The following is a 24,978-nucleotide window of genomic DNA, read 5'->3' as shown; positions in this document are numbered from 1 at the left end:
GCCCTGTGCCCGCGTCCCTGTTATGCCTCGTCCCACCGGGTACTCGGCGGTACGTTCCCCCCTCACCACACGCTCCACACGGGAGACGGGAGAGACGATGGCCGACTTCGGATACTTCCTGTCGTGCGAGGAGCACAGCCCGGCCGAACTCGTCGAGCAGGCCAGAATGGCCGAACAGGCCGGCTTCGACTCCCTCTGGATCTCGGACCACTACCACCCGTGGAACGACCGGCAGGGTCAGAGCCCGTTCGTGTGGGCGGTGATCGGCGCCCTGTCCCAGGCCGTCTCGCTGCCCGTCGAAACGGCGGTGACCTGCCCGCTCGTACGGACCCATCCCGCGGTGATCGCCCAGGCGGCAGCCACCTCCGCCGCCCAGCTGGGTGGCCGTTTCCGACTGGGGGTGGGGACCGGCGAGGCGCTCAACGAGCACATCCTGGGCACCCCCTGGCCGGAGGCGCCGGTGCGCCTGGAGATGCTGGAGGAGGCACTCCAGATCATCCGGCAGCTGTTCACCGGCGAGCAGACGAGCCACCGCGGCAGGCACTACACCGTGGAGAACGCCCGGCTGTACACCCTGCCCGACGAGCCGGTGCCCATCGACGTCTCCGCCTTCGGCCCGCAGGCCGCCGAGGTCGCGGCCCGCATCGGCGACGGTCTGATCACGATGGCGCCCGACACCGCCATGGTCGAGCGCTTCCGCCGCGGTGGCGGCGGCACCAAGCCGGTGTACGGCGGACTGAAGGTGTGTTGGGGCGCGGACCGGGAGGAGGCGCTGCGCACCGCCCACCACCTGTGGGCCAATGAGCAACTGCCCGGGGAGCTGCCGCAGATCCTGCCGACCCCACGCCATTTCGAGCAGGCGTCCGAGTTGGTCACCGAGGACCGGGTGGCGGCCTCCGTGCCGTGCGGCGACCATCCGGAGACGCACGTCGAGGCCCTGTCGGCGTTCGTCGACGCGGGGTTCGACACCGTGTACGTCAACCAGATCGGCAAGGACCAGCAGGGCTTCTTCGACTTCTACCGCACGAAGGTCCTGCCGCGGCTGCGCGGCTGACCCGTGCCGAGGAACGGCGGTGGAGCCATGGAACGGCCCACGGACACGACGAACCTCGCCCTCGTCGTGGTCGACATGATCAACACCTATGAGCACGAGGACGCCGAGCTGCTCGTACCGTCCGCCCGACGGGTCGTGCCCGTCCTGGCGGAGCTGATCGGGCGGGCCCGCGAGGCGGGCGTGCCGGTGGTCTACGCGAACGACAACTTCGGCCTGTGGCGCTCCCACCAGGGGGAACTCGTGGACACCGCGCTGGCCGGGCCCCATGCCGACCTGATCGAGCCGATCATGCCCGACGACGAGTCGCTCTTCGTGGTGAAGGCCCGCCACTCCGTCTTCTACGAGACCCCCCTGTCCTACCTCCTGTGGCGGCTGGGCGTCGGACACGTGGTGCTGAGCGGTCAGGTCACCGAGCAGTGCATCCTCTACTCCGCCCTGGACGCGCACATCCGCCACCTGGAGGTCACCGTGCCCAGGGACGCCGTCGCCTGCATCCATCCCCATCTGGAGTCCGCCGCGCTGGAGATGATGGAGCGCAACATGGGCGCCCGGGTCGCCACGGCGAAGGAGATCGACTTCTCGTGAGGAGGGCCGTGCTCCCCGCCGCGCCCCGGGCGCCGGACCGGCTCCCCGCGGCCACGGGGAGCCGGTCAGCCGAGGGGGCGGCAGTACAGCGCGTCCGGGGTCCGGAAGGAGCCGAGGCGGCCGGTGTAGGCGATGCCGGCCGCGTACTCGCCGTTCGCGCACTGGCCCTTGTGGTGGCCGTGCGCGAAGTCGCCGCCGTCGGGGGCCGGTCCCCTGGTGTCGCCCCGGTCGAACCAGACCGTACGGCCGGCCGCGGCGGTGACCGCGCCGGGCCGGGCGGCCGCGCACAGGGCGGCCGAGACGGCGGAGCCGCGGACGCTGTAGCCGGTGAGGAAGTACCCGTCGGGGCACTGGAGTTTGGTGTAGCCGGACGCCCAGTCGCCGCCCGGGGCGACGTGCCGCTCGTCGGTGACCACCCGGTGTGCGCCGGCCGGGTCCCCCAGGGGTCCGGCGGTCACGTCGGAGCACAGGCCCCGGTTGCCCGTGTGGCTGAGGCCGAGGAGGCGCTGTCCGTCGGGGCAGACGGCCTTGCGGGCGCCGGAGTCCCAGTCGGGGAGCGCGCGCATGCGCCGCGAGGCGACGAAGTCGGCGTGGTCGGGGCTGAGCATCGACCAGTCGGCCACGGGGTCGATGCGGCCGGTGCGGCCGGAGGCCCCGACGAGCCGGGTCCAGGCGGCGGCACGCCAGTCGTCGCCGTCGTAGAGGCCCATGCGGTGGCCCGCGGCGTCCCAGTGCAGCAGCGCCCAGCCGTTGCCCGCGCGGTTGTCGTGCCAGCCGACGAGCGGCCAGTACGCGAAGTCGGCGTCGGTGCGGATCAGGTGGTCGACGAAGTTCTCGAACCAGGCGCGCTGCCCGGCGCCCGTCTCGCCACGGCCTCCGACGCCGAACTCGCTGATCCAGACGGGGGCGGTGAAGTGCCGGTCCGGTTCGCCCGAGACGTAGAAGGCCTGGCGGTTCAGCACGTCGATCAGTTCGGCGGGGGCGAGGTCCTGGTAGCGGGGGTCGGTGGTCTCGCCGATTCCGGTGGCGCCGCTGTGGTTCGGGCCGGTGTAGCCGTAGAAGTGGGCGGAGTACACGAGTTTGCCGGAGTCGACGAGGGTGTGCGAGAGCCGGCGCGCGGGCTCCAGCGTGGGGCGTCCGTGCGGGAGGCCGTCCACGGGGATGCCGGTCCAGTTGATGCCCTCGACGATGACGAGGAGGTCGGCGTTCGCCTCCGTCAGGATGCGGTCGCCCAGGCGCTGGGAGGCGGTGAACCAGTCGTGGCGGTCGCCCAGGCCCCAGTTGGGGTCGTCCCAGACGCTGCGGCGGACCTCGTTGTACAGGTCGGCGCCCACCACCCGTCGGTTGTCCTTGTAGCGGCGGGCCATGAACAGCCAGTCGTTCTCCCACTCCTCGGTGGAGCGGCTCGCGTTCCAGCGTTCGTTGCCGTCGACGCCGCAGCACCAACGGGTGGTGTTGGTGTGGTTGTTGAGGATCACCGCGAGTCCGGAGGCGGTGAGTTCGCGGACCACGACGTCGTAGACCTGCAGCGGGGTCTTTCCGCGCAGGGCGGGGTTCGCGGCGACCGCGTCGTCCGTGACGGGGCGGCCGTCGTGGATCATCTCGTTGGAGAAGGGCAGCCGGATGCTGTTGATCCCGATCTCCCGGAAGCCGGAGATGATCTCGGCCATGGGGGCGCGGTCCAGGCCGAGGGGGATCCGGCCGGAGTTCTCCCCGGCGTGGTGGTTCGCGTCCTCGTCCCTGCTTCCCGAGCCGTTCCAGGTGCCGCTGGCTCCGTGCCAGTTGCCGGAGCGCAGCTTGAAACGGTCACCGTCCGCGTCGACGATCCAGCGGCCCCGGGTGCTGAGGGGCGGCGTCCAGTCCTCGGCGGAGGCGGACACCGGCCCGGGGGCGGGCTCCCGCGGTGCCGCGGTCGCGGCGGCGGGAGTCAGGGGCGCCAGGGGCGCCAGGACGAGTACGGCGGCCAGAGCCGCCCTGCCGAGGAACCCGCGCACGGCCACCACCCCGAGAACCAGATTGTCATGCCCATTTTCATGCCGTGACCATCATGAAGGCCGGTCCGGCACGGGTCCAGTCCCGCACACGGCCGGATCGGCGCGCACCGGGGCCCGTGTTACCGTGAAGAGTTGCAGTTTCGGTCACCACCAGAGGCCGCGAGACGTCGAGCGAGCCCCAGCGACACCAGCGAGACCCGGCAAGACGTCGAGCGAGGCTTCGAGTGCTCTTCCGACCTTCCGTCGACGAGCACTCTTTTTTGTTGCTGCAACGACGGGCCCACAGGGTGTGGGCCCCGAGCACTACCCTCAAGGGAGATTCAATATGGCATCTGGCACCGTGAAGTGGTTCAACGCGGAAAAGGGTTTCGGCTTCATCGAGCAGGACGGCGGCGGCCCCGACGTGTTCGCCCACTACTCGAACATCGCCACCTCCGGCTTCCGCGAGCTTCAGGAGGGCCAGAAGGTGACCTTCGAGGTCACGCAGGGCCAGAAGGGCCCGCAGGCCGAGAACATCGTTCCCGCCTGACCTCGACGTCGACGCCGACGCGCGCCGCACGGCCGGGACCCGCACTTCTGTGATGCGGGCCCCGGCCCACTGTGTTCCCCCTCTTCCCCCGGTCCTCGGCACGGCAACGAAGCCGGCGCCGTTCCCGCACCCCCGGCGCGCCCCGCTCTCGCCCTTGCGATCCGACGCTCCCGGCCGCCGGCCGCTTCTTCATCTCACTGTCACTTCGGCTCATTCTTGCGAATTCTCATACGGCCGTGCAGGTCGCCGCTGGGAGGAATTCCTCGATACGTGCCGCATCGAGGAAGGTTCCGCATGAACCGAAACCACACCGCCCGTTCGAACAACAACTCCTCCCGCTCCCGTACGGACAAGGCCGGGGCGGGCTCCGGCCGGGGCGGCCGCGGCCGCTCGCAGGGGGCGGGCCGCCAGGGCGCCGCCCCCCGTCCGGGCAAGAGCGGGCGCGGTGGCGGCCGCGGCGGCCGTCCCGTCGTGTCCGGTGGGGAGTTCGCCCCGCCGGCCACCCTCACCCCGGCACTGGACCCGGTCGGGTCCTTCTCCGAACTGGACATGCCCGAGCGGCTGCTGACCGCCCTCGGCGCCGAGGGCGTGACCACCCCGTTCCCGATCCAGGCCGCGACGCTGCCGAACTCGCTGGCCGGCCGGGACGTGCTGGGCCGCGGGCGCACCGGCTCGGGCAAGACGCTCGCCTTCGGCCTCGCCCTGCTGGCCCGCACCGACGGGCAGCGGGCCGAGCCCCGGCAGCCGCTGGCCCTCGTCCTCGTCCCCACCCGGGAACTCGCCCAGCAGGTCACCGACGCCCTCACCCCCTACGCACGCGCGCTGCGCCTGCGCATCGCCACCGTGGTGGGCGGGGTGTCGATCGGCCGGCAGGTGAGCGCGCTGCGCGGCGGGGCCGAGGTCGTCGTCGCGACGCCCGGCCGGCTCAAGGACCTCATCGACCGGGACGACTGCCGCCTGGACCAGGTCGCCGTCACCGTCCTGGACGAGGCGGACCAGATGGCCGACATGGGCTTCATGCCGCAGGTGACCGCCCTGCTCGACCGGGTGCGCCCCGGGGGCCAGCGCATGCTGTTCTCCGCCACGCTGGACCGCAACGTCGACCGTCTGGTGCGCACCTACCTCCACGATCCCGTGGTCCACTCGGTCGACCCGTCCGCGGGCGCGGTCACCACGATGGAGCACCACCTGCTGCACGTGGACGACGAGGACAAGCACGCCACCACGACGGAGATCGCCGCCCGCGACGGACGCGTGATCATGTTCCTGGACACCAAGCACGCCGCCGACCGGCTGGCCAAGAAGCTCCTCGCCGTCGGGGTGCGCGCCTCGGCCCTGCACGGCGGGAAGTCCCAGTCCCAGCGCACCCGGACCCTGACCCAGTTCAAGGACGGCCACGTCACGGTCCTGGTGGCCACCAACGTCGCGGCCCGCGGCATCCACGTCGACAACCTGGACCTCGTCGTCAACGTCGATCCGCCCGGCGACCACAAGGACTACCTGCACCGCGGCGGGCGCACCGCCCGGGCCGGCGAGTCCGGCACCGTCGTCACCCTGGTCCTGCCGCACCAGCGCCGCGACATGACCCGTCTCATGAGCGACGCCGGCATCACCCCGCAGACCACCCGGGTACGGCCCGGCGGGACCGAGCTGAACCGCATCACCGGAGCCCAGGCGCCCTCGGGCGTGCCCGTCGTCCTCGCTCCGCCGCCCGCCCAGGCCAAGCCCGCGCGTTCCGGGTCCTCGTCCCGCGGCCGACGCGGCCGCCCCGGCCAGGGCCGCCGCCGCACGTCGTCCGCCAAGGGGTAGGGCAGGCCCGGCCCCGCTTGGGCCTGGGCCGGGGTCCGGGCCCGGGCTTGGGTCTGGGCCCGGGCTTGGGTCTGGGCCCGGGCTTGGGCTTGGGCTTGGGCCTGTGGGCACGTTGTCGAACCGTGACCTCCCAACTGCTACCGCGAGTAACTTACTTCTGGGTAATTTCAGCTCGGACCACTCTCCGAGCGGCGCGGAGGCCGCTTCCCGCCTGTTGCTCCACAGGAGGTTCGCCATGCCCCCACGCCCGCGCACCGGACTTCTGACCGCGGCGGTCACCGCCGCCGCCTGCCTCGTCGCCCAGGCGGTCGCCGCCGCCCCCGCCACGGCGACGGACGAGACCGTTTCCCGGGGCGTCACCATCCCCGCGTTCTACCACCCGCCCGCCCAGCTGCCCGCCGCCGACGGCGCCCTCGTCCGGAGCGAGCCCCTCCCGCTGGCCCTGAGCCTGCCCGGCCTCACGGGCCGGCTGCCGGGAAGCGCGACCCGGCTGATGTACAAGTCCACCGACTCCAACGGGAAACCGGTCGCCGTCACCGGCGCCTACCTCGAGCCGGCCGCCCGCTGGAAGGGCGGCGGCCCCCGCCCCCTGGTCGCGGTGGCGCCCGGCACCATGGGACAGGGCGACCAGTGCGCCGCCTCCCTGGGGCTCGAGCACCCGCTGAGGTTCAACGGCCGGACGGTGTCCGTCGGTTACGAGAACCTGGTCGTCCACCGCCTCCTCGCGAGGGGCGTCGCCGTGGTCGTCACCGACTACGCGGGCCTGGGCACGACCGACCGGCTGCACACCTATGTGAACCGGGTCGACGAGGCCCACGCGGTCCTGGACGCCGTCCGCGCCGCCCGCTCGGTGCGCGGGGCCTCGGTCACCGCCGACTCCCCGGTCGGGCTCTTCGGGTACAGCCAGGGCGGCGGGGCGAGTGCGGCGGCCGCCGAACTCCAGTCCTCCTACGCCCCCGACGTCCCCCTCGCCGGAACGTACGCCGGAGCACCGCCCGCCGACCTGACCGCGGTCACCGAGGCCATCGACGGCAGTGAACTGGCGGGTGCGCTGGGCTGGTCGCTGAACGGCTTCCTCCAGTCCGACCCGTCCCTGAGACCCATCGCCGAGGCGCATCTGAACGCCGCCGGCAAGGCGGCCCTCACCGACCTGTCGACGATGTGCGTCGGCGACGCCCTCTTCGGCCACGGCTTCACCAAGAGCACCGGGTGGACCCGCGACGGGCGCTCCCTCAGCGACATCATCGCCGCCACGCCGGCCCTCCGGGCGTTCCTGGAGAGCCAGCGCATCGGCACGCTCGAACCGTCCGGCCCCGTCCGCGTGGCGACGGGCGTCAGCGACGACCTCGTACCGCACGGACAGGCCCGCGAGCTCGCCGTCGACTGGTGCCGCAAGGGCGCCGACGTCACCTACAAGGCCGTCCTCCTGCCCGACGTCGGCAGCTCACTGCTCAACCACTTCGCACCGCTGCTGGCCGACCAGGGCGGCGCCGTCGACTGGCTGACCGACCGGCTGTCCGGCAAGCCGGCCACCTCCGACTGCCGGAGCATGCCCGTACAGCCCTGACACCACCGTGAAGCGCCGCCACGTCGAAGTGATCCGGGCCGCCGGCCCCCGGCCGGGCCGGGGCTCGGCTACGCTCTTCGACCATGTCGCACCCTGACGATCTGCTCGTCGCCGTCGCCGCGATGGTCGAGGCGGACCGGGACAGCCAGATGTCACTCACCGTCGTCGTCCCCGGTGCCGTCATCACCGGACGGCTGGCCCCCGAGGCCCTGTGGAGAGAGCGGGTGGCCGAGGTCCTGCGCGACTCCGCGCGGCTGACCCACTTCGCCGTCCCGTTCGCGGAGGCCGGCGGAGGCGGGGACCCGGCGCGCCCCACCCACCTCCACTTCCACGTCGCCCGCATCCTCCAGGGGAGCTACGGCATTCCCGACACCGGGGGGATGTACCGCGTCGCCCTCGCCGAGGTGAGTGCCTGGACGGTGGGGGACATCGGCTACTCGGACCAGTTGACGTAGCACGCGGACGGGGACGGGACCACCGGCCGGCGGCCGGTGGTCCACGGGGTCACGAAGTGAGGCCGATCGAGTCGCAGGCCTCCCGGTACTCGGCGGTGCAGATGTCCTTGACGTCGTAGACGCCGTCCCGGATCACCGTGTCCTGGATGTTGTCCCGCGTCAGGGCGACCACCGGGATCAGCATCGTCGGGATGTCCTTCCGCGTCGAGCTGTCGACGCGGTCGCCGGCCAGCGAGTCGAACTGGATGTCCCGCTCCTGGACCCGGGCCACCGCGATCTCCGCGGCGCCGCTCGCCGCGAGCCGGAACGACTTGTACACCGTCATGTGCTGCGTGCCCGCGACGATCCGCTGCACGGCCGCCAGGTCGGCGTCCTGACCGGTCACCGGCGGGAGGTCGGAGACGCCCGCCTCCTCCAGCGCCTCGATGACGGCCCCGGCCATGCTGTCGTTCGCCGAGTAGACGGCGTCGATGTTGTCGGCTCCGACGTCGGCGATCGCCTTCTCCATGTTCGCCTTGGCGACCTCGGGCCTCCACTTGTCGGTGTCGTACGTCCTGACTATGTTCACGGTCCCGCTCAACTCGCTGAGCGCGCCCTGCTTGAACAGGGCCGAGTTCGGGTCGGCGAGCGCGCCGTTCACCATGACGACCGTGCCCTTCTTCCCCCCGCCGCTGAGCTCGTCGACGATCGCCCGGCCCTGCACCTCGCCGACGAGCTCGTTGTCGTGCGACACGTACGCGTCGATCGGGCCCTCGGCGAGCCGGTCGTAGGCGATGACGGGAATGCCCGCGGCCTTGGCCTTCTTCACGTCCGGCCCGACGGCCTTGGAGTCCACCGCGTTCACCAGGATCACGTCGACCTTGTCGGCGATCATCCGGCCGAACTGCCGGCTCTGCTCGGCCGTGCTTCCGCCGGCGTTGGCGTAGACGACCTTGCCCTCCTTGCCGGTGAGCACGCCGACCCGCTCCTCGATGAGGGGGCGGTCGAACTTCTCGTAGCGCGCGGCGTCGTCGTCGGGCAGGAGGAGACCCACCGTGATGTCGTTGCGCTCGCCCGGCGAAGCGGAGTCATCGCCTCCGTCGGTGTCGCCGAACGCGCCGCACGCGGAGAGCGAGAGGAGCGAGAGGGCCGTGAGACCGGCCGTCACGAGAGTCGTGCGGGTGGTACGGGTAGTGCGGGTGGTGCGGGTGGTGCGGGTGGTGCGAGAAGTACAAGGGTTCACATCAGGTGCCTTCCGGGCGAGGGTGCAGCATGGCGACCGGTGAGGAAAGCCAACGCCGCGCGACCCGTCAACGTCAAACCGTGCCCGCCATGCGGTCTCGTCCGCCGGTTCCACACCCTGAGCGTCCGCCACCGGTCGATGCACGGCCGCGACGGCCCGAACGGGCTGTGTGCTCCGGTCCGGAACCGCCGCCGCGCCAGGGAATTCTCACTGAACATCATTCAGCCGGAAGCGTCCCGGGCGCCGGGCGCCGTGCATGCTCACGGCATTCACGCGAAGCGGGCAGAGAACGTGCGCAGGAGTGGCACACCGACTGCACACAGCGGCTCGCGGGGGTCGTTAGCGTGGCTGTTCCTGCTCCACCCGCTCCCGGTGCGGACGCGAACGGGCCGTCTCCGGCTCGGCGGGTGTGCGCATGTCGACTCAGGAAGACAACGGATGGACTACTGCTCCACGTGCCGCCGGCATCTGAACGGCGCCCTGGTGTGCCCCGGATGCGGCGCCTACGCTCCCGACATCGCGCCGAGCGTCATGGACGGTCGCACGGCCCCCGGCCCGGCGACGAGGACCGCGCCCCCGGACGCGGAGGCCACCGGGGGCACCGAGGCCACGGAACCTGTCGGCACGGGTGCCGGTACGCCCCCCGGCATCGGCACCGTCGCCGACACCGACGCCGACCTCGCGTCCGCGTCCGCGATGTCCGCGCCCACGGGGCGGGCGGCGCGGCGACGGCAGTTGGCGCGGTGGAAGAAGACCCAGCGCCGCGCCCTGGTCGCCACGGCGGTGGCGCTCGTCGGCGGTGGTCTCACCGTCGCCTCGACGGACCGGGGCTCCGGCGACCGCGCCCAGGCCGCGACGGCGCCCGAGGTCACCGGTATGGGCGGCGCGGAGGAGCCCACGGAGCAGTACGGCGACCCCGCGCCCACGGCGACCCCGCCCGAAACGCACCGGCCCTCCCCGGACCGGCCCGCGCGGTCGGCCCCGGACGACGCCCCGGACCGGCGGTCGACCGGCGCCGCGTCGACACCCGCCGACGCCTCGGACACCCGGCTGGACGGCGCCACCGGCGCGCCCGCGACGGCACCGCCCCCGCCGCGGACCGCCTCACCGTCCGCCGGCTCGGGCGCGGAAGCCGGCTCCGGTTCCGCCGAGGGCCCCGGTGCGGCGTCCCGTCCGACGACCCCGCCCGTGGAAGCCCCCGGCAGCGGGAGGCCGGGAGACCGGGACGGCTCGCAGCAGCCCGCCGCGCCGGACCCCTCGACACCCCCGCCCGACTCACCGAGCACGCCCCGCTCCGAGCTGTGCCTGCTGGTGATCTGCCTCGGCTGACCGCCCCCCGCACGTGTTCCGCTCCGCGCTGCGGAACAATCGGAACATGAGCATCGTCAAGATCAACGTACTCACGGTCCCGGAAGAGCAGCGGGAGACGCTGGAGCAGCGGTTCGCCGCGCGGGCGGGAGCGGTGGAGGGTTCGGACGGCTTCGAGTGGTTCGAGCTGCTGCGCCCGGTGGAGGGCACCGACACCTACCTCGTCTACACCCGCTGGCGCTCCGAGGAGGACTTCCAGCGCTGGATGGAGGACCGCGCCCAGGCCTCGCACGGCGGTGAGGGCGCGCAGGGCGACCGCCCGAAGCCCGCGGCCACGGGGGCGACCCTGTGGTCCTTCGAGGTGGTCCAGCAGACCGGCCCCAAGTCGGCCTGACCCACCGCCACGGCGTCCCCGCGTTCACCCGAACCGCGCAGGCGACACTCACCCTCCCGGCGGAGAGGCGTACGCGCCGAGGAGCAGGCGATCAGGCGATCGGGCGATCAGGCGCTCGACGGAAAGGGCCGGACCCACTCCGCCGTCCCTTTCTTTCCCGCCCGGCGGAAAACCGCGCGGAATGCCTGGACCCGGAAAACACGGAGCAGGGGCCCCGCACCGAGGTGCGGGGCCCCTGCTGAAATCCCTGTGTACTCGCGTACGTACGGGTCAGGCGGGAACGATGTTCTCGGCCTGCGGGCCCTTCTGGCCCTGCGTGACGTCGAACGTCACCTTCTGACCCTCCTGGAGCTCACGGAAGCCCGAGGTGGCGATGTTGGAGTAGTGGGCGAAGACGTCGGCGCCGCCGCCGTCCTGCTCGATGAAGCCGAAGCCCTTTTCCGAGTTGAACCACTTCACCGTACCGGTGGCCATATCAAATCTCCTGAGACAGTGCCGGGAAAACGCACTTTACGAATTCCCTCATCGTCGCGATGATCACCTGCCCGGAGAACCGGTAGCAAACTGGCAACCACAACTGCAACTGACGTCAGCCTAGCATGAGTCATATCGACGGCAAGCGAGGAAAATCACCGAGAAACAATGCCGGCGACACGTTTAGGGAAATAGATTTCCGTGACGGACACTGGATTTCTGCTCCAGTGGGAACAGATTTTCAGCGGCGTTGGCGCACGGTGTCCGCGCCCTGCCGGCGCAGCTCCTCGTTGAGCCGCTCGACCTGCTCCAGCCGCTCCTCCAGGTCGATGATGCGGCACGCGGCGTCGACCGGAGTCCCCTGGTCCACGAGTTCACGGGCCCTGGCGGCGAGCTTCAGCTGGTGGCGCGAGTAGCGGCGGTGACCGCCCTCCGAGCGCGTCGGGGTGATCAGTTCCGCCTCACCCAGGGCTCGGAGGAAGGCGGGTGTCGCTCCGACCAGTTCGGCGGCCCTGCCCATGGTGTAGGCCGGGAAGTGGTCGTCGTCGAGCCGGCCGGCGACGGGCGGCCGGGCGTCGTCCGGCTGTGAGGCGCCGACGTACGGCTGACTCTCCGGGGGCATGCGCACCTTCCTGCGGACCGCAGGGGACACGGACCGCCACGGGGACGTGTTCCCCACACCGGAACTCTAATCGCCTCGGCGGAAAAACTGTCACGGCGCACACAGATGTCCGCGTCTGCCCCCTCCCACGAGGGGGCCGCTCAGACGTGCCCGGGACCTCCACTGCCGAAGCCGCCGCTGGAACCGGGCAGCCAGCGCCGCCGCTGCTGGTCCTTCCCGGTTCTGGTCGCGGCGTGGTGGAGCTGGTAGGGCATGAGCCGTTCGCCGTCCCTGGACACCTTCGCGATCTCGTCCGGCTCCCGCATCTCCCGCATCTCGTGGACCGCGCCGGTCTCCGGCAGCTTCGGCTGGTCCTCGGGGGCGGGGCGGGGTTCTTCTTGATCCATGACCTTCATACCGACACGTACGGCCCAGACCAGCGCGCCGGCCACGACCAGCCCGCCGACGAAGGCCGCGAGCAGGCTCAGCACTTGCTGGCTCGCGGCCAGCAGTTCATACGATGCCGTGTTCATGCTCTGAGTATGGACGAGAAAGTGAGATAAAGCACCCGAATGCCCTAGTTGTCCGTTCAGGGGTCCCGCGGACGTCCCCGCTCGTTCGGCCGCTCCGGCAGGCGGCGGCCTCCGTGCCATGACACGTTGCTGACGGAGGGAAGGCCGGGACGGGCCGTCGCGTCCCCACGTGTGCAGCTCGGGGCCCGCCCCCGGCCTTCCCGTTCCTCCCACCCCACCCGGGAGTCCGCCCCGCCCCGCGGGCACACCGACGGGGCCGGCGGCGTCGGCGCCTCCCCGGAACACCGGCTCCCGGAGGGTCGGCTCCCGGAGGGCCGGCCAGGCTCTCCGGTCAGTTCAGGCGCAGGGGCAGTTCCCTCAGGCCGCGCAGCAGGGTGCTCGTTCGCCAGGTGAGGGTCGTCGGGTCGGTGGCGAAGGCAAGGGAGGGGTAGCGGTCGAGGAGGAGGCGGAGGGCGGTCGTGGCCTCCGCACGGGCCAGCGGGGCGCCCAGGCAGTGGTGCGGGCCGTGGCCGAAACCCAGGTGGCCCCGAGGTCGGCGGGTGATGTCGAAACGGTCGGGGTCAGGGAAGGCCAGCGGGTCGCGGGAGGCCGCCGCCAGCGACACCAGCACCGCGTCTCCCGCGTCGACGCGGGTGCCGGCCAGGTCCAGCCCTTCGGCCGCGAAGCGGAACGCTCCCGAGTGGACGGGAGAGTTGTAGCGCAGGGACTCCTCGATCGTCCCGTCGATGAGTGACGGGTCGGCGCGGAGCCGGGCGAGCTGGTCCGGGTGGGCCAGCAGGCTGTGCAGGGTCGCCGAGATCAGGTTGACCGTCGTCTCGTGGCCGGCGACCAGGAGGAGGAAGGCCATTCCGAGCAGTTCCTCCGGAGTGAGGCCGTCGGGTTCAGGGGCGGGGTCGGGGCCCGTGCTCGCGTCGTCGGTCGCCGCGGCCAGGGCCGCGAGCAGGGAACCGTCCGGGGTGCGGGTCTTCTCGGCGATCAGTTCGGTGAGGTAGCCGGCCAGGGCGCCCGCCGAAGCGGCGGCGGCCTCCTCGCCGATGGGCATGACCAGCTCGTTCGACCAGGTGTGGAAGGTCGCGCGATCCGCCACGGGCACGCCCAGCACCTCACAGATCACCGTGACGGGCAGCGGCAGTGCGTAACCGCTCACCAGGTCGGTGGTGCCCTGTTCGGGCAGCTCCGCGAGCAGTTCCCGCGCGATGTCCTCGATGCGCGGACGCAGCCCGGCGATCCGGCCCGGTGCGAAGTGGCCCGCCACCAGCCGTCGCAGGCGCGTGTGCTGCGGCGGATCGCTCTGGAGCATGTTGCGGCCGATGGCGTGGCCGCCGTCGGTCTCCCAGGTCGCGGAGTGCCGGATGTCGTTGCGCAGCCGGGGGTCGGTCAGAGCGCGGCGGACCGCCTCGTGCGTGACCACCAGCCAACCGTCACCGCTGCCGGGGACGTGGACGCGGTGCACAGGGCCCTCGGCGCGCAGCGCCGCGTAGGCGGCGTACGGGTCGGCCGCCGGGTCGAGGTCCTCGGGGACCGGATCCTTCGGGGTGGGCGTTCGCATGCCCCCGTCCTTTCCCTGTCTGCTCCGTGTCTGCTCCACGTCCGCGGTGTTGCACCCCGGTCCGGGGGCTCCCTCACCGACCGGGCCGTCGCGTCCGCCGCGGCGGCCCCCTGGGCGCGTCCCGCGCGGGCGGCTTCCGTGAGACCGGCGAGCACTCCACCCCACAGGCGTCCCCTCCGATCCTGCGAAGCAGGCTAAATGGGGAGCACTCCCCGTTTGGCGTCCCGACGATAGCATCCTCATCGGGGAGCAGTCCCCGGTTCACGCGGAGACGGACGGATGGACGGAGGGACGGCCATGAGCGTCGGCGAGGGCTCCACGGCCCCGGAGTCTCGGCCCGCGCCCCGGCAGCGGCGCGACGCCCGGCGCAACCGGGACCGGCTGGTGGCGGCGGCCCACGAGGTGTTCGCCGAGCAGGGGCTCGACGCGCCGCTCGACGTGATCGCCCGCCGGGCAGGCGTCGGCAACGCGACGCTCTACCGGCATTTCCCCGCCCGCGCGGCACTCGTCGACGCCGTGTTCCGCGACCAGCTGACGGACACGATGGCGGCAGGCGAGCGGGTCCGGACCGCCCCCGACGCCTGGACGGGTCTGCGCGACTACCTCGACGTCGTCTTCGGCACCCTGGCCGCGGACCGCGGCACCAACGACCTCATGACCACCCACCTGCCGGACGTCGAGTCCCTCCGGTCCGTGCACGCCCACAACCGCCGGACGGTGGAACTGCTGCTCGACCGGGGCCGGGGGGAGGGCACCGTGCGTCCCGACGTCACCACGGAGGACGTCCTGTTCGCCCTCGCCGCCCTGGGCCGCGCCGTACCGTCCCTCACCGCGGCCGCCGGCCCCGACGCCTGGCGCCGCCCCCTCGCCCTGCTCCTCGACGGCCTGCGCGCCGCCCCACCGCCGCCGCTGCCGGGCCGTGCCCTCACCGGTGCCGAGCTCGGTGAGGTGCTCCAGGAGATGGGTCCGCACCGGGCACGGGCCGGGGGAGCCGGGTGAGCACCCCCGGCCGGAGCGGGGCGGGGTCAGGCGTCGGGGCGGGGACTCGGGGCGGGGGGTGTTCCGGGGAGCAGCCACGCTGTGGTGTCCGGGGCCAGGCGGCCCTCGGTCAGGGGGGCGCTGGAGAGCAGGACCTCGCCCGCGGGAAGGGGGACCGGGTCGGGGGACAGGTTGGTCACGCAGCGCCAGCCGTCGTTGCGGTCGAACCGCAGTACCCCGGCGGGGGTGTCCTCCGCCCAGGTCAGCGTCTCGCCCTCCTGGAGCTTGCGGCGCAGGCGCAGGGCCGCGCGGTACAGCTCCAGGGTCGAGCCCGGCACCCCCTCCCGCGCCTGCGCCCCGTCCTGCGCCTCGACGGCGTACGCGCCGAAGCCCGGCGGCTGCGGCAGCCAGGCGCCGCCCGGACCGAAGCCGTACGACGGCCCGGTCGTCGTCCAGGGCAGCGGCACCCGGCAGCCGTCGCGGCCCTTGCGGACGTGGCCGGTCTGCTCCCAGACCGGGTCCTGGAGGACCTCGGTGGGCAGGTCGGCCACCTCGGGCAGGCCGAGCTCCTCGCCCTGGTAGACGTAGGCCGAGCCGGGCAGCGCCAGCATCAGCAGGGTCGCCGCGTGGGCCCGGCGCAGCCCGGCGGCGGTGTCGACGGCCGGGGCGTGTCCGCCGGAGAGCAGCCAGGCGTTGTCGTCCGTGCCCGGCGGCAGCATCAGGCGTGAGGCGTGGCGTACGACGTCGTGGTTGGAGAGCACCCAGGTCGCCGAGGCGCCGGCCGCGCGGGCGGTCGCCAGCGAGTCGGTGATGACCCGGCGGAGCGCCTCCGCGTCCCAGGGGGCCTGCAGATACTCGAAGTTGAAGGCCTGGTTCAGTTCGTCCGGCCGGGCGTACAGGGCGCGCCGGGCGCCCGGCACCCAGGCCTCCGCGACGGCCGTGCGGGGCGGGGAGTAGGCGTCGAGGATCTTGCGCCAGTCGCGGTAGATCTCGTGCACCTCGTCCCGGTCGTAGAACGGGTGGGTGCCGGGAGGGAACCCGGCGAGGGCGGCCTCGCCGCCCGGTGCGGAGGCGCCGAGGTCGCGCAGCGGCTCGCTCAGGTCCTTGGCGAGGGCGTGCGCGACGTCGACGCGGAAGCCGTCCACCCCCCGGTCGGCCCAGAACCGCAGGGTGGTGCGGAAGTCGGCGCGGACGTCCTCGTTCGCCCAGTTCAGGTCGGGCTGTTCGGCGGCGAAGAGGTGCAGGTACCACTGCCCGTCGGGAACCCGCCGCCAGGCGCTGCCGCCGAAGACGGACTGCCAGTCGGTGGGCGGGAGTTCGCCCCGCGGGCCGCGCCCGTCACGGAAGACGTAGCGTTCGCGGGCCGGGGAGCCGGGACCGGCGCGCAGCGCCTCCTGGAACCAGACGTGCCGGTGGGAGGTGTGGTTGGGGACGATGTCGACGATCACCTTGAGGCCCAGGCGGTGGGCCTCGGCGACCAGCGCGCCGAAGTCGTCGAGGGTGCCGAGGCGCGGGTCGACGTCCCGTGGGTCGGCGACGTCGTAGCCGCCGTCGGCGAGTTCGGAGGGGTAGAACGGGCTCAGCCAGAGGGCGTCCACGCCCAGGGCGGCGAGGTGGGTGAGGCGCCGGGTGGCGCCGCGCAGGTCGCCGAGACCGTCGCCGTCGGCGTCGGCGAAGCTGCGCGGATAGACCTGGTAGACGACGGCCTGCCGCCACCAGTCGGGGTTGCGCGAGGAGAGGTCGGGCGAGGAGAGGTCGGGCGAGGAGAGGTCGGGTGCGGCGCCGGACGGAACGCCCGGGGCGGGGGCCGGCGGGGCAGGCGGATCGGTGCGGTCGGTCACGCGGTCTCCTCCGGTGGATGCGGATGACGGCATGAATCTGTCCAGAACGCCGCAAACATGAACACACGGGCGGAGCGGAGGCATTCCTTCCCTGTGTGACGGAGACGTGGAGAATGCGCAACTCCCCTTGTGTCGCCGCAGGTTGACAGGGTGATGCGACACCGCCACCATGAAGGCGCACTGAGGCACATGTGACCAGTGAGCCTCGTGTTTCTTCGACCACTCATGCCCGGGACGGCCGGCCGCCGCGTGCTGCCCTGCTGCCCTGCCGCCGTGCCCCGGTCTCCGGCCCACGCCAAGAATGGGATCCGCATGTCCATAGCGAGACGTGTCCTCACCCGCCGCCTGCTGGGGACGGGCGCCGCGACCCTCGCCCTCTGCGCGGCCACCGCCGTCGCCGCGACCTCCGCCTCCGCCCAGAGCGCTCCCGGCGGGGACGGCTGGAAGTCGGGCGGCGACTACCGGCCGGGCACCGGCGCCGGCACGGTCACCGAGACCGACCGCTGCCAGTTCTCCCTCGACGGCAAGAACTTCTTCGACTCCGTCAAGGTCGACGACCAGAACCTGCGGCCCAGTGCGGACGGCAAGGTCCACATCGAGGTCCGCACCGCCGGTGACGCGACCACCTGCACCGCCTCGCTCGCCTCCTACCTGGCGCACGGGGCCACCTTCGCCTCCTCCGGCGAACAGGTCTTCGTCGACTTCGACACGGTGACGGTCAAGCCCGGCGCGACCGACTCCCTCGACATCTCCGTCCCGGACAAGGGCTGCTTCGCGCAGATCGACCTCTACCGGGGCGCCGTGAAGTTCGACGGCAAGCTGGACGCGAACGACGGCTTCGAGCACGGTGAGCTGCCGAAGGGGCCGGACCGTCCGGTCATCAAGGACAAGCTGATCGCGGCCTGGAACGGCGGCACCAGGGACTGCACCGCCGACACCCCGGCCGAGGAGCCGACCCCCGAGCCGTCCACCTCCGCGCCGGAGCCCGCCAAGCCGTCGGAGCCCGCCGAGGACACCGCTCCGCCGGCCTCCGAGACGCCGGGCGAGCCGTCCACGACGCCCCCCGGCACCGACGCGCCCGACGAGTCCCCCTCCGAACCGGCCACCGAACCGGCCACCGAGCCGGGCGCCTCGCCGAACGGCGGCAGCGACAACCTCGCGGAGACCGGCGCCGACGGCAACACCGGTCCGTTCGCGATCGGTGCGGCGGTCCTGCTGGCGGGCGGCGCGGCGCTCGTCGTGGTCACCCGCCGCAAGCGCGCCGGCGCCGGTGCCGGCACCGAGAGCCAGTAACCGGTAGCGCGCCCCCGTACACGCCCGGCCCGTTCCCCCGCGGGCCGGGCGTTCGCGGGTCCGGGGCGGACGGCGGGCCTACCGCTGCGCTCCGGGCCCTCCGTCCGCCGCGCCCGCCGCGCCCGTCACACCCGTCACGGTCTCCAGGTAGAGGCGCACGTAGCGCTGTACGTCCACGTCCAGCCCCACGTCCACCAGGCACTGCTCGCGCGTGCCCTCGTGCAGCTCGGACTCGCCGGCCCGGGGGCGGCGGTCGACCACGGTCTGGCCGCGGGCCGGCCCGGGGCCCAGGGAGACCTCGACGGGGAACCGGTGGGTGGTCAGGCCCTCCGGATCGACGACCGCGCACAGCGCGCCCGCGTCGCCGAGCCCGCCCGCGTCCTCGGTGGGGTCGTCGGGGGCGCTGCCGGGTGTCGCGGGCCGGTGGGCCAGCAGGTCGCCGGCCAGCCGGGCGCCCGGTTCGGTGCTCGCGCGCAGCCTGCGCACCTCGGCCCCCGGGACGACGACCCGGCGGAACACGTCCAGGCCGTACATCGTGATCGGCACCCCCGCGGTGAGCAGGATCGCGGCGGCCTCCGGGTCGTGCCAGACGTTGAACTCGGCCACCGGGGTGGCGTTGCCGGCGCCCGCCGCGCCGCCCATGAACACGATCCGCTCGATGCCGCGGGTGACCTCGGGGTGCGTCCGCAGCAGCAGCGCGATGTTGGTCAGCGGGGCGGTGGGCACCAGGGTGACCGGGTGCGGGGAGGCGAGGATCTCGCGGCGCAGCAGGGCCACCGCGTCCACGTCCGCCGAGAGGCGCCGCGGGGCGGGCAGGCCGAGGTCGCCCATCCCGTCGTGGCCGTGGACGTGACGTGCGGAACGCGGCTCCTCGATCAGCGGGCGCTCGGCGCCCCGGGCGACCGGGACGGCGGGCGCGCCCGCCTGTTCCAGCACGGTGAGCGTGTTGCGGACCACGCCGTCCACGTCCGTGTTGCCGGCCACACAGGTCACCGCGCGCAGGTCGATCCCCGGGTGACGGACGGCGAACAGCAAGGCCAGGGCGTCGTCGACACCCGTGTCGCAGTCGATGATCACCGGGATGGGCAGACCGTTCGGCACGGCGCGGACTCCTTCGGGGCGGGGACCGGGGACAGGGACCAGGGGAAGGGGCCGAGGGCGGGAACCACGGACGGGCAGACAACACAAAGATGACACGGAGGAGCCGCGAAGGGGCGGGGACGGTTCCTCCCGCGCGCTCACCCGGACGGACCTCCGCGCTGGTGGGGCGGGCGGCTCGGTGGTGCCGTGAAAGCCCCGAACAGCACCGGGCGGGCGGAACAACAGCCACAGCCCGGCTCCACCAGGAGGCACCCCCGATGACGCACGCCCAGGCCGCCGCCCGCGCCCTTCTCGCCTCCGCGTTGTCGGTGTCCGCGCTGCTGGCCACGGCCGCCTGTTCCGCCGGCGGACAGGGCGGGACCGGGACGGTGGTGCCGCCGGCCGTCCCCACCCGGGCGCCGGCCGCCTCGCCGTCCTCCACCGCGCCGGTCGTCGAGCAGCCCTCCGCGTCACCGTCCGAGGCCGGGCTGAGCGAGGACCAGGTCCGGGCCGCGCTGATCACGGAGACGGACCTGGGGCAGCCCTGGGTGCCGACGCGGGGCGCGGCGACCTGGCGGGACGGGCTGCTCAAGGCGAGCACGAAGAACGCCGACTGCCGGCGCCTGCTCGAGGGCCTCTACACCGAGGAGCTGTTCGGCACACCGACCGGGCCGCGGGCCGTGATCGCCCTGGACGACGCCTACAACGGCGCCCAACTGCGCTACCAGGTCACCGCGTACCGGCCCGCCGACGTGGACCGCACCCTGAAGTGGCTCGGCGGACTGCCCGAGAAGTGCGGGAAGTTCAAGGCGACGACCAAGCGGGACGGTGTGCAGGAGACCGAGGTCGACGCGTTGCGGCTGCCGGAGATCGGGGACGCGCGGCAGGCGTTGCGGGTCAGCATGACCGGCAAGGCGGCCGACGGGGAGTCGACGCATCTCACCCTGGACGTCGCGGTGGTCCGCATCGGTGCGGACACCATCACCCTCACCAACGGCGGCTTCGGCGAGGTTCTGTCCGAACTCACCCAGGTGATCGCGGAGTTCGGGGCGGACCGGCTGGCGGAGATCAGGAAGCAGGGGCGCGCGGAGGTCTGACCGCGGGGCCGCCCAGCCGGTACCACCCAGCCGGTGCCGCTCACCCGGTGCCGCTCAGCCCAGGCGGTCCACGGCCTCCTTGGCCTCGGCCAGGCCCGCTCCGGTGACCTCGCGGTAGGTCTTGACCGCCTGGACCCTCTTGCCCTCCCGCACGAGCGCGACGATCTCGTCCCGGCGCGGTACCTCCTCGTGCAGGTCCAGGTGCTCGAGCACGAGGTCGAGCTTGCGCTCGAGACGGGCGGCACGGCGGTCGGCCCGGGAGATCTCGAACTTGATGGTCATGATGCCGAGGAACACGATGAGGAAGGGGACTATGTCCATTCCGGCAGCCTAGGCAGCCGCAGCGGCACCCACCCGGAGGTTTTCCCCCTCGGCGCCCCGGCTCAGACCGGGGGCTGGGCCGGTGCCGGGCCCAGGGTCGTGGTGCCCGGGGCCGTGCGGTGACCGAGACCGGTGCGGTAGGCGTCCAGCGCGGCCTCGACGCGGCCGGTGCGGCGGAGCAGGTCGCCGAGGAGCCGGCACAGGTCGGCCAGGTCGCCGGCCGCCCCCGCCCGCTCCAGCAGGCTCATCGCGCGGACGTAGTGCTCCTCGGCCTGCTCGGTGTCGCGCACGTCCTCGGCGATGATGCCGAGCAGCCGGTGCGCCGCCGCCGCGTGCACCGCGCCCCGTTCGGAGGAGAGACCGCCGAGCACGTCCCGCAGCAGGCCGGCCGCCTCCCGCGAACTGCCGCGCCGGTGCAGCACGTCGGCCAGCTCCACGGTGACCTGACTGCTGTAGAGGACGGCGCGGGTGGCCGACAGCATCTCCAACGCCCGACGCAACTCGCCTTCCGCGGAATCGAGTTCGCCGTTCTGTGCATACACGTACCCGCGCATCCAGTGGCAGTTGGCGAGCTCCGTACGCAGCTGCAGCCCGCGGTACAGCTCGGCCGCCTTGACCAGCGAGGCGTCGGCCTCGGCGGTCCGGCCCTCGGCGAGCAGGGTGCGGGCCACCGACCGGTGCATGCGCGCCACCAGCGCCGGGTCGCCGGCCTGCGGGGCGAGCGTCAGCGCGAGCTCCGCCGCCTGGGCGGCACGCGCGTGTGCGCCCATGTCCATGTACGGGCCGATCGCGCTGGCGTAGAGCAGCAGCAGCGCGTCCGGATCGTGCAGCCCGGAGCGGTTCAGCTCGTCGATGGTGGACTCCAGCAGGTAGACCGCGTACCGGAGTTCGCCCGCGAGGTAGTGCGCGACGGCCCGTCCGCGCAGCGCCGGCACCCGGGCCGGCAACGGGGCGTCGGCGAGACGTTTCTCCGCCTGCTCGAAGTACTCGCGGCCGGGCTCCAGTTCACCGGCCTCCAGTGCGCACTCGCCGAGCCCGAGCAGCGCGGCGGCCTGCTCCTCGGCGAGGCCCTGCTCCTCCGCCTCGGCGAGCAGCCCGGAGTACTGCCGCACCGCCGTCGCGGCCTCGCCGAGGGCGAGGGAGCGCTGGGCCCCGGTCAGCCGGAGCCGTAACTCGGTGACGAGCCGCGCCGAACGCCCGGTCGCCAGTTCGTCGAACGTGACTCCGAGCCGGCCGGCGAGATGCCGCAGGGCGTCGTCGGAGGGCCGCACCCGTCCGGCTTCCAGAGTGGAGACGTAAGCAGGGGTGTACACCGGCTCGGCCAGCTGTTTCTGGGTCAGTCCGCGCTGTACGCGCAACCGCTGCACCCGACGCCCGATGGTGTCCGGATCGTCACGCTCCCCCACTGCCAACTCCCCCAGTGCCTCTTGCCGTTCGAGACTGACACCCTCTAGGTTAAACGCCGGATTAAACCCGCTTAACCCGTTGCTGTTGCGAGGTCGCCGTGCTGGAACGCATTCGCACCACCAGGCGTTACGCCAGAGGCTTCGTCGCGGCCGTCGCCGCGGTCGCCGCACTGGTCCTGGCAGCCAACGCGGGCCCGGCCGAGGACACCCACGCCGAGGATGCGGAGCAGCGCACCACGGTCCCGGTGGAGGCCGCTGTCCGCTAGGACCGCCAGGAGCGCCAGGGCCTGTCAGCTCTGCGTCTGCAGCCGGCTGAGCTGCCGCCGTACGTGGTCCAGGGCCCCCTGCTGCCGTCCGGGTACACGGGCGCGCAACTGCGCCAGCAGCCCGCCGAGTTCACGGGCCCGTGCCGGGTCCTCGATCCGGCCCCACTGGTGGTGCGCCCGGTCCACGGCCGTCTCGACGACGGAGGCGTCCACCGCCTGGCCGGTGTTCAGCCGTGCGGTGGCCACCGTCAGCCAGGTACGGCAGCTGAGCACCGCGTCCCCGGCCAGCATCGCCAGATCGGCACGGACCTCGGCCCAGTGCAGCGCCTCCTCGGAGGCGGGCCCGTACGCGAGGACGGCACTGTGCTCGTGCCGCGCGGCGAGCGCGTCGGCGTCCGCGTGGCGGCCGGACCGCACGGCCGCCGTGATGGCCGCGTGCGGGTCCCCCGCGGCGGTGCCGGCCCCGCGCCGGGCCAGTACCAGACCGGGGTGCCCGCTCTCCGCGACGACCCGGGTCAGCGCCTGCTGGTGCAGTTCCTCGTCGGGCGGGCGCCGTCCGCTGCGCAGCAGCGTCGCGACCGCCCTCATGTACGCCGGCGCCGCGACCGTACGGCGGGAGGGCGGCGGCGCGACCCGGCCGTACACGGCGGTGTCACGGCCGGAGTCGAGCACGAACGGCGCCGGGGCCGGCGCCGGGGTCTGCGGGGAGCACAGTTCCTGCCAGCTCTCCGCATCCGCGTACAGGTCGAGGATCAGCGTCGTGGCGCCCGGGGGCCGCAGCCGCAGCTCCTCCCGGAACCAGTGCCACGGGAACGCCGTGTAGCGCGCGGTCGGGGCGGTGGTGCGGGCCAGCGCCAGATGGGGCAGGCGCTGGCGCCGGTCGAGCAGCAACTGCCCGGTGACGTACACGGTGAGCGGCCCGGGAGCGGTCGCGGCGGCACGCAGCCGGGTCAGGACGGCCTGCGGCTCGAGCGGGTCGGCGAGTTCGACGACGTTCGCGGTGTCCGTTCCGGACAGCACGGCGGGCGGTACGGCCGCGAGGACGGGGAGCACCGACGCGGCGTCCACCAGCCGCCCCCGCCCCAACGGCGAGGCCGCCAGCAGCAGTACGGTCCCGGGCGTGGTCCCTGACACGGTTCCCTCCCTCTGTCGCGCTTCCGGCCGACCCCCCGGCCGCTCGGGCCGTAGATCAGCCGCTCGACCGGTCCGTCGATCACCCGAACAGCACCGTAACCGCTGTGGCTCCCGTCGGGGGGCTCAGATCCGTGAACGTCCCCCTTCGGGGCGTTCGCCCCCGGGCGCGCGGATCCGGCGGACGGCGAAGGCGGTCGTGTCGTCGGTCAGCCGCCCGCCACTGTGCCGGAGCGTCCCCTCCCTCACGAAGGCGGCCAGCCGGTCCGGTGCGGCGAGGCCCGGGTCCCGCGTGACCGCCCGCGCCACCTCCTCGGCGAGCCGGTAGAACGCCCCGTGGGCGTCCCGCGCCTCGGTCACCCCGTCGGTGACCATCAGCAGCGTCTCGTCGGCGGCCAGCGGCAGCCGGTGCACGTGCACCGGGGCGGGGTCCAGCTCGCGCAGACCCAGCGGAAGATCACCGGTCACGGGCAGCGAGCGTACGCTGCCGGGCCTCACGGCCAGCGGCGGTTCGTGGCCGAAGACGACGACCTCCACCATGTCGGAGGGGGTCGGGGAAAAGCCCAGCAGCACGGCGGTGGCGAAGCGGTCGGCATCGGTCCGGCCGAGGGCCCTGACGTAGTCCCGGTGACGCAGCATCCGCTGCTCCAGGCGCTCGGCGACGCCCGTCAGCTCCGACTCGTGGGGGGCAGCCTCACGGAACGTGCCGAGCAGCACCAACGCCGTCTCGACCGCGCCCAGCCCCTTGCCCTGGACGTCCCCGAGGAGGACCCGGGTGCCGTACGGACCCGGCTGGATGTCGTAGAAGTCGCCGCCGACCCGGGCGCGGGCCTCCGCGCTGAGGTAGACGCCCGCGTGTTCCAGACCGCCCCAGAACGGCGGCAGGGGGCGCAGCACCGTGCGGCGGACCGTGTCGGCCACGTCCCGTGTGTACAGCGCGCGCCGCTCACCGCGCACCCGGACCGCGCACGCCAGCGTCGCCAGGACGCCGCCGACGGTGACGAGGACGAAATCGGGCAGCCCGGTCTGGAACTCGTGCGGCCAGGCGCTGTCGACGAGCCAGAAGGTGCCGATCGCGAGCGCCGCGAACACGGCCGTGCCCCACACCCCGCAGATCGCGGCGGCGATGCCCGGCGCCAGCACGATCCAGGAGATGACCCGGAACTCTCCGCCGGTGCGGTAGTCGACCACCGCGATGCCGGCCAGCAGCAGGAGCGGCGGCACCCAGGCGACACTGCGTCCTCGTACCTGCAGCAGTTCGTACCGGGGCAGGGCGTCCCCCCGACCGGCCGGGGAGGACCGGTCGTCCCCCTTGCTGCCCTGGTGCACCGCCCCAGCGAAGCACGCGGCCGCACGGCACGCATCCGGTCGGTACGCCCCGGTATGCCTCGGTACACCCCGGTACGCCTCGGTACGCCTCGGTACGCCGACTTGCCGACGGCCCCGTACCGGTGTGCTCTGGAGGAGCAAGCGAGGAGAAGCCCGTTCAGG

At 73.2% G+C, this 24,978-nt stretch carries 24 protein-coding genes; 12 read left to right on the top strand and 12 right to left on the bottom strand.

What is annotated here, in order from left to right:
- Positions 1-97: 97 nt before the first annotated feature.
- Positions 98-1,054: a TIGR03557 family F420-dependent LLM class oxidoreductase gene (locus ACWEQO_RS04825; protein WP_361453882.1), complete on the top strand. Its 957-nt coding sequence runs from the start codon at positions 98-100 to the stop codon at positions 1,052-1,054.
- 27 nt (positions 1,055-1,081) lie between these two features.
- Positions 1,082-1,639 (top strand): cysteine hydrolase family protein, encoded by a 558-nt coding sequence (locus ACWEQO_RS04820; RefSeq protein ID WP_452978942.1) that lies wholly within the window; start codon positions 1,082-1,084, stop codon positions 1,637-1,639.
- A gap of 65 nt (positions 1,640-1,704) precedes the next feature.
- Here the strand turns inward: ACWEQO_RS04820 and ACWEQO_RS04815 are convergent, their stop codons facing one another.
- A complete protein-coding gene (locus tag ACWEQO_RS04815) occupies positions 1,705-3,633 on the bottom strand; it encodes a glycoside hydrolase family 5 protein (protein WP_452978939.1) in 1,929 nt (642 codons plus the stop codon).
- 325 nt (positions 3,634-3,958) lie between these two features.
- Here ACWEQO_RS04815 and ACWEQO_RS04810 point away from each other — a divergent pair, with 325 nt between their 5' ends.
- The 4 genes from ACWEQO_RS04810 (at position 3,959) to ACWEQO_RS04795 (ending at position 7,993) form a co-directional block, all read left to right on the top strand.
- Positions 3,959-4,162, top strand: coding sequence for a cold-shock protein (locus tag ACWEQO_RS04810; protein WP_452978936.1), 204 nt, complete (start codon positions 3,959-3,961; stop codon positions 4,160-4,162).
- A gap of 294 nt (positions 4,163-4,456) precedes the next feature.
- Positions 4,457-5,971: a DEAD/DEAH box helicase gene (locus ACWEQO_RS04805; protein ID WP_452978933.1), complete on the top strand. Its 1,515-nt coding sequence runs from the start codon at positions 4,457-4,459 to the stop codon at positions 5,969-5,971.
- A gap of 235 nt (positions 5,972-6,206) precedes the next feature.
- Positions 6,207-7,538: a lipase family protein gene (locus ACWEQO_RS04800; RefSeq protein ID WP_452978930.1), complete on the top strand. Its 1,332-nt coding sequence runs from the start codon at positions 6,207-6,209 to the stop codon at positions 7,536-7,538.
- An 83-nt stretch (positions 7,539-7,621) separates the two neighbouring features.
- Positions 7,622-7,993: a hypothetical protein gene (locus ACWEQO_RS04795; RefSeq protein ID WP_452978927.1), complete on the top strand. Its 372-nt coding sequence runs from the start codon at positions 7,622-7,624 to the stop codon at positions 7,991-7,993.
- A gap of 49 nt (positions 7,994-8,042) precedes the next feature.
- Here the strand turns inward: ACWEQO_RS04795 and ACWEQO_RS04790 are convergent, their stop codons facing one another.
- Positions 8,043-9,140 carry a sugar ABC transporter substrate-binding protein gene (locus tag ACWEQO_RS04790; protein ID WP_361453863.1) on the bottom strand — a complete coding sequence of 366 codons (1,098 nt, stop codon included), beginning with the start codon at positions 9,138-9,140 and terminating at the stop codon, positions 8,043-8,045.
- Between the two features lie 513 nt (positions 9,141-9,653).
- Here ACWEQO_RS04790 and ACWEQO_RS04785 point away from each other — a divergent pair.
- The gene (locus ACWEQO_RS04785) at positions 9,654-10,544 is read left to right on the top strand and encodes an SCO2400 family protein (RefSeq protein WP_452978923.1); all 891 of its coding nucleotides are present in this window, start codon (positions 9,654-9,656) and stop codon (positions 10,542-10,544) included.
- 46 nt (positions 10,545-10,590) lie between these two features.
- Positions 10,591-10,917, top strand: a complete 327-nt coding sequence (locus tag ACWEQO_RS04780; protein WP_361453857.1) for an antibiotic biosynthesis monooxygenase family protein — start codon at positions 10,591-10,593, stop codon at positions 10,915-10,917.
- Positions 10,918-11,187: 270 nt separating this feature from the next.
- Here the strand turns inward: ACWEQO_RS04780 and ACWEQO_RS04775 are convergent, their stop codons facing one another.
- From ACWEQO_RS04775 to ACWEQO_RS04760, 4 genes are all read right to left on the bottom strand, one after another.
- Complete coding sequence (locus tag ACWEQO_RS04775) at positions 11,188-11,391, bottom strand: cold-shock protein (RefSeq protein ID WP_004985680.1); 204 nt, start codon at positions 11,389-11,391, stop codon at positions 11,188-11,190.
- A 241-nt stretch (positions 11,392-11,632) separates the two neighbouring features.
- Entirely contained in the window at positions 11,633-12,013 is a 381-nt protein-coding gene (locus tag ACWEQO_RS04770) for a MerR family transcriptional regulator (RefSeq protein WP_452978919.1), read from the bottom strand.
- A gap of 140 nt (positions 12,014-12,153) precedes the next feature.
- Positions 12,154-12,525 carry a DUF6479 family protein gene (locus ACWEQO_RS04765; protein WP_361453849.1) on the bottom strand — a complete coding sequence of 124 codons (372 nt, stop codon included), beginning with the start codon at positions 12,523-12,525 and terminating at the stop codon, positions 12,154-12,156.
- Positions 12,526-12,856: 331 nt separating this feature from the next.
- Positions 12,857-14,074 carry a cytochrome P450 family protein gene (locus ACWEQO_RS04760; protein ID WP_452978915.1) on the bottom strand — a complete coding sequence of 406 codons (1,218 nt, stop codon included), beginning with the start codon at positions 14,072-14,074 and terminating at the stop codon, positions 12,857-12,859.
- Positions 14,075-14,371: 297 nt separating this feature from the next.
- On the opposite strand from ACWEQO_RS04760, the gene ACWEQO_RS04755 reads away from it, so the two are divergent.
- Entirely contained in the window at positions 14,372-15,073 is a 702-nt protein-coding gene (locus ACWEQO_RS04755; protein WP_452978912.1) for a TetR/AcrR family transcriptional regulator, read from the top strand.
- 26 nt (positions 15,074-15,099) lie between these two features.
- Here the strand turns inward: ACWEQO_RS04755 and ACWEQO_RS04750 are convergent, their stop codons facing one another.
- Positions 15,100-16,893: a glycoside hydrolase family 13 protein gene (locus tag ACWEQO_RS04750; protein WP_452978909.1), complete on the bottom strand. Its 1,794-nt coding sequence runs from the start codon at positions 16,891-16,893 to the stop codon at positions 15,100-15,102.
- 312 nt (positions 16,894-17,205) lie between these two features.
- Here ACWEQO_RS04750 and ACWEQO_RS04745 point away from each other — a divergent pair, with 312 nt between their 5' ends.
- Positions 17,206-18,186 (top strand): LAETG motif-containing sortase-dependent surface protein, encoded by a 981-nt coding sequence (locus ACWEQO_RS04745; protein ID WP_452978906.1) that lies wholly within the window; start codon positions 17,206-17,208, stop codon positions 18,184-18,186.
- A gap of 78 nt (positions 18,187-18,264) precedes the next feature.
- On the opposite strand, the gene ACWEQO_RS04740 is transcribed toward ACWEQO_RS04745, so the two are convergent.
- On the bottom strand, positions 18,265-19,287 hold the full coding sequence (locus tag ACWEQO_RS04740) for a nucleoside hydrolase (RefSeq protein ID WP_361453830.1): 1,023 nt from the start codon (positions 19,285-19,287) through the stop codon (positions 18,265-18,267).
- 257 nt (positions 19,288-19,544) lie between these two features.
- On the opposite strand from ACWEQO_RS04740, the gene ACWEQO_RS04735 reads away from it, so the two are divergent.
- Positions 19,545-20,363, top strand: a complete 819-nt coding sequence (locus ACWEQO_RS04735) for a hypothetical protein (protein ID WP_452978903.1) — start codon at positions 19,545-19,547, stop codon at positions 20,361-20,363.
- Between the two features lie 54 nt (positions 20,364-20,417).
- On the opposite strand, the gene ACWEQO_RS04730 is transcribed toward ACWEQO_RS04735, so the two are convergent.
- Both ACWEQO_RS04730 and ACWEQO_RS04725 read right to left on the bottom strand, forming a co-directional pair.
- Positions 20,418-20,684, bottom strand: a complete 267-nt coding sequence (locus ACWEQO_RS04730) for a hypothetical protein (protein ID WP_361453824.1) — start codon at positions 20,682-20,684, stop codon at positions 20,418-20,420.
- Between the two features lie 62 nt (positions 20,685-20,746).
- The gene (locus ACWEQO_RS04725; RefSeq protein ID WP_452978900.1) at positions 20,747-22,090 is read right to left on the bottom strand and encodes a helix-turn-helix domain-containing protein; all 1,344 of its coding nucleotides are present in this window, start codon (positions 22,088-22,090) and stop codon (positions 20,747-20,749) included.
- A 98-nt stretch (positions 22,091-22,188) separates the two neighbouring features.
- Between ACWEQO_RS04725 and ACWEQO_RS04720 the strand changes: the two genes are divergently transcribed.
- Positions 22,189-22,356 carry a hypothetical protein gene (locus ACWEQO_RS04720; RefSeq protein ID WP_361453818.1) on the top strand — a complete coding sequence of 56 codons (168 nt, stop codon included), beginning with the start codon at positions 22,189-22,191 and terminating at the stop codon, positions 22,354-22,356.
- Between the two features lie 24 nt (positions 22,357-22,380).
- On the opposite strand, the gene ACWEQO_RS04715 is transcribed toward ACWEQO_RS04720, so the two are convergent.
- On the bottom strand, positions 22,381-23,490 hold the full coding sequence (locus tag ACWEQO_RS04715; protein WP_452978897.1) for a hypothetical protein: 1,110 nt from the start codon (positions 23,488-23,490) through the stop codon (positions 22,381-22,383).
- Positions 23,491-23,613: 123 nt separating this feature from the next.
- A complete protein-coding gene (locus ACWEQO_RS04710; protein WP_452978894.1) occupies positions 23,614-24,816 on the bottom strand; it encodes a PP2C family protein-serine/threonine phosphatase in 1,203 nt (400 codons plus the stop codon).
- Positions 24,817-24,978 lie beyond the last annotated feature (162 nt).

This window comes from Streptomyces sp. NPDC004051 (assembly GCF_053604275.1).
Note: the sequence above shows the minus strand (reverse complement) of the source record. Positions and strands in the feature narration are given on the sequence as shown.

Coding starts and splice junctions, on each gene's coding strand:
- ACWEQO_RS04825 (WP_361453882.1), top strand. CDS start 98: ATGGCCGACTTCGGATACTTCCTGTCGTGCGAGGAGCACAGCCCGGCC.
- ACWEQO_RS04820 (WP_452978942.1), top strand. CDS start 1,082: ATGGAACGGCCCACGGACACGACGAACCTCGCCCTCGTCGTGGTCGAC.
- ACWEQO_RS04810 (WP_452978936.1), top strand. CDS start 3,959: ATGGCATCTGGCACCGTGAAGTGGTTCAACGCGGAAAAGGGTTTCGGC.
- ACWEQO_RS04805 (WP_452978933.1), top strand. CDS start 4,457: ATGAACCGAAACCACACCGCCCGTTCGAACAACAACTCCTCCCGCTCC.
- ACWEQO_RS04800 (WP_452978930.1), top strand. CDS start 6,207: ATGCCCCCACGCCCGCGCACCGGACTTCTGACCGCGGCGGTCACCGCC.
- ACWEQO_RS04795 (WP_452978927.1), top strand. CDS start 7,622: ATGTCGCACCCTGACGATCTGCTCGTCGCCGTCGCCGCGATGGTCGAG.
- ACWEQO_RS04785 (WP_452978923.1), top strand. CDS start 9,654: ATGGACTACTGCTCCACGTGCCGCCGGCATCTGAACGGCGCCCTGGTG.
- ACWEQO_RS04780 (WP_361453857.1), top strand. CDS start 10,591: ATGAGCATCGTCAAGATCAACGTACTCACGGTCCCGGAAGAGCAGCGG.
- ACWEQO_RS04775 (WP_004985680.1), bottom strand. CDS start 11,391: ATGGCCACCGGTACGGTGAAGTGGTTCAACTCGGAAAAGGGCTTCGGC.
- ACWEQO_RS04770 (WP_452978919.1), bottom strand. CDS start 12,013: ATGCCCCCGGAGAGTCAGCCGTACGTCGGCGCCTCACAGCCGGACGAC.
- ACWEQO_RS04765 (WP_361453849.1), bottom strand. CDS start 12,525: ATGAACACGGCATCGTATGAACTGCTGGCCGCGAGCCAGCAAGTGCTG.
- ACWEQO_RS04760 (WP_452978915.1), bottom strand. CDS start 14,074: ATGCGAACGCCCACCCCGAAGGATCCGGTCCCCGAGGACCTCGACCCG.
- ACWEQO_RS04755 (WP_452978912.1), top strand. CDS start 14,372: ATGAGCGTCGGCGAGGGCTCCACGGCCCCGGAGTCTCGGCCCGCGCCC.
- ACWEQO_RS04745 (WP_452978906.1), top strand. CDS start 17,206: ATGTCCATAGCGAGACGTGTCCTCACCCGCCGCCTGCTGGGGACGGGC.
- ACWEQO_RS04735 (WP_452978903.1), top strand. CDS start 19,545: ATGACGCACGCCCAGGCCGCCGCCCGCGCCCTTCTCGCCTCCGCGTTG.
- ACWEQO_RS04730 (WP_361453824.1), bottom strand. CDS start 20,684: ATGGACATAGTCCCCTTCCTCATCGTGTTCCTCGGCATCATGACCATC.